Source organism: Sphingomonas segetis, from assembly GCF_009720245.1.
In the GTDB taxonomy this organism is placed as follows: domain Bacteria; phylum Pseudomonadota; class Alphaproteobacteria; order Sphingomonadales; family Sphingomonadaceae; genus Sphingomicrobium; species Sphingomicrobium segetis.
The window spans coordinates 1-7,683 of sequence record NZ_WJSQ01000132.1 but is presented as its reverse complement, the minus strand read 5'-3'; the positions used below and the strand labels follow the sequence as shown (position 1 = coordinate 7,683).

Here is a 7,683-nt window from a genome sequence, read left to right as displayed (position 1 = left end):
GGTGGAGGCGGCGGCGGGGGCGGCGGCGGAGCAGCGACGGGACCGCCGAAGCTCTGCCGCACCGTCAGACCGAACTGCCGCGGCTGGCCGATGTTGTAGCCGAGCCGCGCCCGCCCTCCGCGCTCGCGGTCGAACGACAGCTTGGCATCGACGTCGAAGATGTTCTTTACATAGGCGACCAGCTCGAGCCCGCTCAGCCATCTGACTCCCGCCGACGCGTTGACCAGGGTGTAGGCTGGCAGTGCGAGCGACCCGACGTCAGTGGGAATTCCGCCGGCAGGACTTGCGAGGCCGGTCACCGGATCGAAGAAGGTGAGCCCGAAGATGCCGGCGCCCGGCTCCTGATCGCTCGGCTGCGTGATGCGGCTGCCGATGCGGGCGACGCTGCCGTTCACGAACCAGTCGGCGTTGGAGTTGAGCGGCGCCGTGTAGTTGGCGGTTACCGCGAACTGGTATTTCGGCACGGTCGGCAGCCGATTGCCTTCGCGGATGCCGGCAAGAATCGCGCCCGTGCCGGTGGTCACCGTCGAGTCGAACTTCGAGCTGAGCACGCTACCCGCGAAGGACAGGTCAAGGCCGACCAGCGGATGCAGGGACAATTCCGCCTCGACGCCCTGGCTGTGCGCCTTCGGGACGTTGAACACGACTCGGGACGAGCAGCTGCCGGCGTCCGCCGTTACCTGCAAGTTCTTGATGTCGTTATAGAAGGCGGCCGCGTTGAAGGTGACGCCATGCTTCGAATATTTGAAACCGGCCTCGTAGTTCCACAAAGTTTCGTCGTCATAGAACTGATATCCGCCGAAGATGGCCGCATCTTCGGGCGTGCAGAGCGGGATGTTCAGCGGATCGTTGACGCCGCCGAGGCGGAAGCCCTTCGCGGCCTGCAGGTTGAGGCTGAAGTTGCGGTTCGGTTCCCAGCTGACGATCCCGCGCGGCGAAAAGCCGTTGGAGCTCGTCTTGTCGGTGCGGTCGTCGCCGCCCGAAAACAGGCCGCCGGAGTGGAAGCGGCGCTTCTCGTGGAAGTTGTACCAGCGGCCGCCGCCGATCAGCTTCACCTGCCCTAACTTGTAGCTTGCCTCGCCGAACAGCGCTTTTTGCGTGTCCACGTACGGCAAGTCGGCATGATAGGGGTTGTCGACCAGCCCGAAGCCGTTGTCGACCGCAGCCGACGTACCCGCGCCGAGCGCCGCATCGACGAAGACGTCGTAGCCCGGGGTCGGGAGGCGCTGCTTATAGTCGCGGTCGACATGGCTGTAGAAGCCACCGAACACCCACTGGAACGGCCCCGCGCCCGTGGATGCCAGCCGCACTTCCTGGGCGAACTGCTTGAGCTTTGTCGTGTCGACAAGGTTGGACGGCAGGTCGGTCGCCACTGCGCCGAGTCCGAGATCGACGCTGACCGATCCGCTCAGCGCCGACGCGTCGCGGCTCACGAGGATGTTACGATGGACGTAGGAGCTGGCGGAGGTCAGCTCGACCGGCCCGAAATCGTAACTTGCGACCAGGTCTGCGAGCGCGGTCTTGTCGCGGAACTGCTCGGGGAGCTTCAGATAAACCTTGCGCTCGCCCTTCCCGAGGTCGTTTTCGGTCGTGAACTGATTGTCGTAGAGGTTGAAGAATTCCTCGCGATTGAAGCCGTTCGCCTTCGAATCCTGATAGACGAAGCGCGGCGTGATCTTGAGTTCGGGGATCGGCTGAAACAGCAGCGAGATGCGGGTGCCGATGCGGTGGCCGTCGTTGACGTTCTTGCCGTCGTGCGGCCCAACCGCATCGACGAAACCCCCAAAATGCTCGCCATAGGCGACGATGCGCGCGGCGACCGTCGGCGCGAGGGGCACGTTGACCGCGCCCTTGAGCGCATAGCCCATGCTTCCGCCGGAGAAGACGCTGGCGTCGCCTTCGACTTGCCCCTCGACGACATCGAGCTTGGGCTGGTTGGTGATGTAGCGGATCGTTCCGCCGACCGAGCCCGCCCCGAACAACGTCCCCTGCGGTCCGCGCAGTGTTTCCACGCGGTTGAGGTCGAACAGGTCGAAGTCGGGGGTGAACAGCGAGAGCGATACCGGAGTCTCGTCGAGGTAGATGCCGACCTGCTCCTTGACGCCTGGCTGGTCGCGCACGACCTGGCCGGCGGAAACGCCGCGGATCGATACCTGGCTTTGGCCCGGACCGAGGTTTTGGACGGTTAGGTCGGCGACGTTGTGGCTGATGTCCTCGAGTGTTCGAGCGTTCGCGCGCTGGATGTCTTCCTGCGTCTGGGCATTGATCGAGAAGGGCACGTCCTGGACCGTTGAAGCGCGCTTGGTCGCGGTCACGACGATCTCGCCTTCCATGACGTTTTGCGGGACTCGCGAAACATTCGGCTGCGGGTTGGCGGCCTGTGCCGCCGACTCCTGTTGCGTCTGCGCGGCCGCCGGAGCGGCGACGGCGAACACGGACGTGCCGATCAGCAAGAGTGCCGAAGAGCGCATGAGACCTCCCTGTTTGATTTTCGTTGCCTTGCCGACACTATGCCCGAAACAGCCGTTGCCGAGGAAGGGCGCGAACCCCGCGAAGCATCTTTCCTGCCGCACCTGTTGCGCGGCCGTTACACTGACGAAGGTGAGGGTCTCCCGTCAGGCGAAGGTCAGCAGCTCTTGCGGAGGGATCGTGGGCACCGCGGCTCCGCGGTCCGCCAGGAAGCGGTGACGGACGATTTCCGCCTGCTGCTCAAGGCCATAGCGGCGGAAGGGCTTGCCCGGACTGAGTCCATAGGAATAGCGGCAGAACGGGTGTCGCATCAGCGGGAGGTAGAGGCGGCCGCCGCGCTGTGCTTGCCAGACGTGCGTCATCTCGTGGATGAAGAAGCCCTGCCGGGACAGCGGCTCCCTGGAGAAATCCTCAGACCAGCCGCCCGCTACGGGATGGAAATAGATGTTGCCGTTGGGTGCCATCGCGGCGTTGCGAGGCTGGAACGGCCACCATTTGCCTCTGACCAGCCAGACCTGGGAATAGTCGATCGCATCGCCGAACACGCTTCGGCAGATCTCGATCTCGCCGTCGGTGAGCGCTCGGGACTCCATGCGCTTCGCGTAGCCGCCGTCGGCGCCGCGCGCCACTTGCGGCGTTAACGGTGCATCGCTAGGGCAGCGCAAAAGCAAAACGGAGGAAGCGTTCCATGAGCGAGACTGCCGATCGGGTGAAGAAGATCGTCGTCGAACATCTCGGCGTCGAGCCGGACAAGGTGACCGAGGACGCGAGCTTCATCGACGATCTCGGCGCCGACAGCCTCGACATCGTCGAGTTGGTCATGGCCTTCGAGGAGGAGTTCGGAGTCGAGATCCCGGACGATGCCGCGGAGAAGATCACGACGGTTCGCGACGCGATCGAATATATCGATCAGAACAAGGGCTGATCGGGCACCGAAGTCTGCCGCTGAGCTGCGCCTCGAAGGCGGCACGAACGGCTTCCCGAACTTGACGGGAGGCCGTTTGTTTTGGCGGGACTGATGGAGTTTGGATGATGCGCCGTGTGGTGGTGACGGGTCTGGGTCTGGTGACGCCGCTCGGCGGCGACGTCGAGACTAGCTGGAAGAATCTTCTTGCGTCGAAAAGCGGCGCGGGCCCGATTACGCATTTCGACGCCAGCGACCAGAAGTGCCGCATCGCGTGCGAGGTGAAGCCAGCGGATCATGAATATGGCTTCGACCCCAACAAGCGCGTCGATTTCAAGACGCAGCGCCAGGTCGACCCGTTCATCATCTTCGGGATCGACGCGGCGGGCCAGGCGGTCGAGGATGCCGGACTCACCGACATGGACGAAGCGACGCGCCTGCGCGCCGGCGTGTCGATCGGCTCCGGGATCGGCGGCTTGCCGGGAATCGAGAGCGAAAGCCTCGTGCTCCACGAAAAAGGACCGGGCCGCGTTAGTCCGCACTTCGTGCATGGCCGGCTGATCAACCTCATTTCGGGGCAGGTCTCGATCAAGTACGGGCTCATGGGGCCGAACCATGCAGTCGTTACCGCCTGCTCGACCGGCGCGCATTCGATTGGCGACGCTGCGCGGATGATTCGCGACGACGACGCCGACATCATGCTCGCTGGCGGCGCCGAGGCGACGATTTGCCCGATCGGAATCGCCGGCTTCGCGCAGGCTCGAGCGCTCAGCACCAATTTCAATGACCGGCCGGAAAAGGCGAGCCGCCCCTACGACAAGGGCCGTGACGGCTTCGTCATGGGCGAAGGCGCGGGGGTCGTGGTGCTAGAGGAATATGAGCATGCCAAGGCGCGTGGCGCGAAAATTTACGCCGAAGTCGTCGGCTATGGCCTGTCGGGAGACGCCTATCACGTGACCGCGCCGCATCCGGAAGGCTCGGGCGGCTATCGGGCGATGGAGATGGCGCTCCGGAAATCCGGGCTACAGCCGTCGGACATCGACTATATCAACGCCCACGGTACTTCGACTCCGCTTGGCGACGAGCTCGAGCTTGGCTCGGTCAAGCGGTTGCTCGCCAACGCCATCGGCAACGTCTCGATGAGCTCGACCAAGTCGGCGATCGGCCATTTGCTCGGCGGCGCCGGCGCGGTTGAAAGCATCTTCTGCATCCTCGCGATGCGCGACCAGATCGTGCCGCCGACGCTCAACCTCGACGATCCCGAGGAAAGCTGCGCCGGAGTCGACCTCGTGCCCCACAAGGCGAAGGAGCGGCCGGTGCGCGCGGTGCTCAACAACAGCTTCGGCTTCGGCGGGACCAACGCCAGCCTGATCATGAAGTCGGTCAACTAGATCCGTGCTTCGCCGGGCGGTCCTCTTCGCCGCCATCCTCGGTCTGCTCGTCGGTGCAGGCGGGTTGTGGCTACTGTGGCTGTCACCGGGGCCGAAACCCGGTCCCCACGACATCATCGTCGAGGAGGGGACGACGCTGCGCTCGGTGTCGCGCCAGCTCGAGAAGGAAGGCGCGATCCCGGGCAGCGCGCGGACCTATTACGTCATGGCCCGGCTGTTCGGTTCGAGCGATCCGATTCAGGCCGGCGAGTTCGAAATTCCCAAGGGCGTGGGCGGTTCCGCGGTCCTCGACCTCTTGCAGCACGGCAAGCCGGTGCAGCGGCTGATCACCGTGACCGAGGGCATGCCGTCGGTCATCGTCGAGGAGAAGCTCGCTTCCAACCGCTATCTCGCCGGCCCAACGCCGGCGATCTCGGAAGGATCAGTGCTGCCAGACAGCTACGGCTACAAGCGCGGAGAGACCCGCGCCGCCTTAGCCAGGCGGATGCAGGAAGCGATGAGCAAGACGCTGGAACGTCTCTGGCCGAAGCGGAGCGGCGATTGCCCGGTCTCGAGCCCGGACGAAGCGGTGATCCTCGCCTCGATCGTCGAGAAGGAGACCGCCAAGTCGGCCGAGCGGCCGATGATCGCCGGAGTTTATTGCAACCGGCTGAAGATCGGAATGAAGCTCGATGCGGATCCGACGGTTATCTATCCCGTGACCAAGGGAAAGCCGCTCGGTCGGCGTATCAGGAAGACCGAGCTCGCGGCCGACAACGGCTACAATACTTACAGGCAGGCAGGCCTGCCGAAAGGGCCAATCGCAAATCCTGGCAAGGAGAGCATCGAGGCGGTGCTCCACCCGGCGCAGACCAAGGCGCTGTATTTCGTTGCCGATGGCACCGGCGGCCACGTGTTCGCGGCCACGCTGGCCGAGCACAATGCCAACGTCGCCAAATGGTACGCGATCCGGCGGCAGCGGGGGCAGATGTGAGGAACCGTGGGATCGGCCGCGGCCGGATGTTCCTGGGCGGGCTGCTGCTTCTTGCCGCGCTGATGACCTGGGGCATCGGGCTGATGATGAGTCCGCACGGCGAGAGTGTTGCCAAGGGCCCCGAGCATGTTCGCCCGGTCATCGTCACTTTCATGCAGAAAGGCGCAGTGGGTACGATTGTTCTCTCTGCGCTCTCGGCCTGGCTGCTGTTTCCGGCGCGGCGGCCGAAATGGCCGACGCGCGACTGGGCGATCATCGGCCTGCTCGCGATCCTCGTCGGAAGCAGCCTCTACACCCTCGTCTGGCTACACACCTCCGTCCTAGGATAAGGTCGCGCTCGGCACGTAGCCGACCCGGCGATCGTGGCCGGCATAGCCCCACGCCCAACCGAGGCTGTCATCGAGCATCAGGAAGCCGTCTCCCGGCCGTAGCGGGCGAATCGGCTGGGCACCGGCCGAAGGGCCGCTGCGCAGCTCCGTTGCGGCGGACACGCGGCGCTCGACCGGCTCGGCATAGTGCGACGCAATCACGCGCCCGGTGAGCGCGATGTCTGCAAGGTCCTTGCGGTAGGCGTTGAACTCGGGGTCCGGCAGGTCCGAGGGGCCCGCGAGCGCGAAGTCCTCAACGCTGGTGGGCGTAGGCCGGGGCCTGGCCGATGATCGGCCGGTGGGCCGCGGAGCTGTCGCCCTCGCGGAGGTTGCGCTTGAAGCCTTCAAGGAAATCTGCCCCGCTGCTGGTGCGGACGACGAACACGTTGCGCCGGTCGTCCTGGTCCCGTTCGCGGCGGAGATAGCCGAGCGCGCCGAGCGTGTTCAAGGCGCGCGTGACGACGGGCTTGGAAACCCCAAGGATGCGGGCGAGGCCTCGAACCGTATGCGGCCCGGGCGTCAGATAGACCAGCATCAGCAAGGCCATTTGCCGATTGGTGAGGTCCGGTTCGCCCGAGCGGACATAGGCGATGAGGGCCTTCATCCACCCTGTAAGCGAAACTTCGCTCATTACTGCCACTCTCCGTACTGGTGTCGTGTAGCAGCGAGGTAAACCGGTAAGGACGCGAAATGTTGCAGGCTAATCCGCCCGAAATGCTGGAATTCTCGCGAACGGCAGGATCAACCTTGTAGGTAGCGCCGTTCGAGTAGTGCGAAAACCGCGCGCAGGCCGAGCGCTTCGCCGCCCTTCGGGCGACCCGGTTTGGCAGGTTCGCGCCACGCCCAGGTGTCGAGATGCGCCCAGGCGATGTCCTGCGGAACGAAGCGCCTCAGGAACAGCGCCGCGTAGATGCAGCCCGCCATGGGATTGTTGGCCATGTTCGACAAATCCGCGAGGTCGCTCTTGAGATTCTCGTCGTAGGGATCCCACAGCGGCATGCGCCATAATGGGTCGTCGACCTCGCGCCCGGCGCCTTCCAGCTCGGCGGCAAGGTCGTCGCGGTTGACGAAGGTCGCCGGGAGGTCGGGTCCGAGCGCGACCCGCGCCGCGCCGGTCAAAGTCGCGAAATCGACGATCAGCTCCGGCTCGCCTTCGGCCGCCCTGGCGAGCGCATCGGCAAGGATCAGCCGTCCTTCGGCATCGGTATTGTCGACCTCGACGAACAGCCCCTTGCGCGATTTCACGATATCGCCCGGACGGTAGGCGGCGCCGGACACGGCATTTTCGACTGCGGGGACCAGGAGGTGGAGGCGGACGGGCAGGCGCGCCCCGGTGATCAGCTGCGCCAGCGCGAGCGCGTGCGCCGCGCCGCCCATGTCCTTCTTCATGATGCGCATGCCGCCAGCATTCTTGAGGTCGAGCCCGCCCGTGTCGAAGCACACGCCCTTGCCGACGATGGCGACGCGCGGGTCGTTGGGATTGCCCCATTCGAACTCGATCAGGCGCGGCGCGCGCCCGGGCGTGGCGGCGGCGCCGACGGCGGCAATCAGCGGATAGCCCCTGGCGAGATCGGCGCC

The 7,683-nt window shown here is 65.2% G+C and carries 9 protein-coding genes; 4 read left to right on the top strand and 5 right to left on the bottom strand.

The window, feature by feature from the left end; translation table 11 throughout:
• Both GH737_RS11550 and GH737_RS11545 read right to left on the bottom strand, forming a co-directional pair.
• Positions 1-2,471 (bottom strand): TonB-dependent receptor domain-containing protein (locus tag GH737_RS11550; RefSeq protein WP_155264956.1); only part of this gene is annotated, 2,471 nt, incomplete at its 3' end.
• A gap of 144 nt (positions 2,472-2,615) precedes the next feature.
• Positions 2,616-3,062 (bottom strand): vgr related protein, encoded by a 447-nt coding sequence (locus GH737_RS11545; RefSeq protein WP_155264959.1) that lies wholly within the window; start codon positions 3,060-3,062, stop codon positions 2,616-2,618.
• Between the two features lie 95 nt (positions 3,063-3,157).
• Between GH737_RS11545 and GH737_RS11540 the strand changes: the two genes are divergently transcribed.
• The 4 genes from GH737_RS11540 to GH737_RS11525 all read left to right on the top strand — a co-directional run bounded on the left by GH737_RS11540 (position 3,158) and on the right by GH737_RS11525 (position 6,066).
• Positions 3,158-3,394, top strand: coding sequence for an acyl carrier protein (locus GH737_RS11540; RefSeq protein ID WP_155264955.1), 237 nt, complete (start codon positions 3,158-3,160; stop codon positions 3,392-3,394).
• A 107-nt stretch (positions 3,395-3,501) separates the two neighbouring features.
• On the top strand, positions 3,502-4,764 hold the full coding sequence (gene fabF, locus GH737_RS11535) for a beta-ketoacyl-ACP synthase II (protein ID WP_155264958.1): 1,263 nt from the start codon (positions 3,502-3,504) through the stop codon (positions 4,762-4,764).
• Between the two features lie 4 nt (positions 4,765-4,768).
• Positions 4,769-5,737 (top strand): endolytic transglycosylase MltG, encoded by a 969-nt coding sequence (mltG, locus tag GH737_RS11530; RefSeq protein WP_155264954.1) that lies wholly within the window; start codon positions 4,769-4,771, stop codon positions 5,735-5,737.
• The gene (locus GH737_RS11525) at positions 5,701-6,066 is read left to right on the top strand and encodes a hypothetical protein (protein WP_155264953.1); all 366 of its coding nucleotides are present in this window, start codon (positions 5,701-5,703) and stop codon (positions 6,064-6,066) included. Before mltG ends, GH737_RS11525 begins: the two co-directional genes overlap by 37 nt.
• Here the strand turns inward: GH737_RS11525 and GH737_RS11520 are convergent.
• The 3 genes from GH737_RS11520 to GH737_RS11510 form a co-directional block, all read right to left on the bottom strand.
• On the bottom strand, positions 6,058-6,267 hold the full coding sequence (locus GH737_RS11520; protein WP_155264952.1) for a hypothetical protein: 210 nt from the start codon (positions 6,265-6,267) through the stop codon (positions 6,058-6,060). The genes GH737_RS11525 and GH737_RS11520 overlap by 9 nt on opposite strands.
• Before the next feature lie 91 nt (positions 6,268-6,358).
• Positions 6,359-6,736, bottom strand: coding sequence for a MarR family winged helix-turn-helix transcriptional regulator (locus tag GH737_RS11515; protein WP_230558777.1), 378 nt, complete (start codon positions 6,734-6,736; stop codon positions 6,359-6,361).
• A gap of 110 nt (positions 6,737-6,846) precedes the next feature.
• Positions 6,847-7,683, bottom strand: an 837-nt coding sequence (locus GH737_RS11510; protein ID WP_196233126.1) for a leucyl aminopeptidase family protein, incomplete at its 5' end; no start/stop codon positions are given.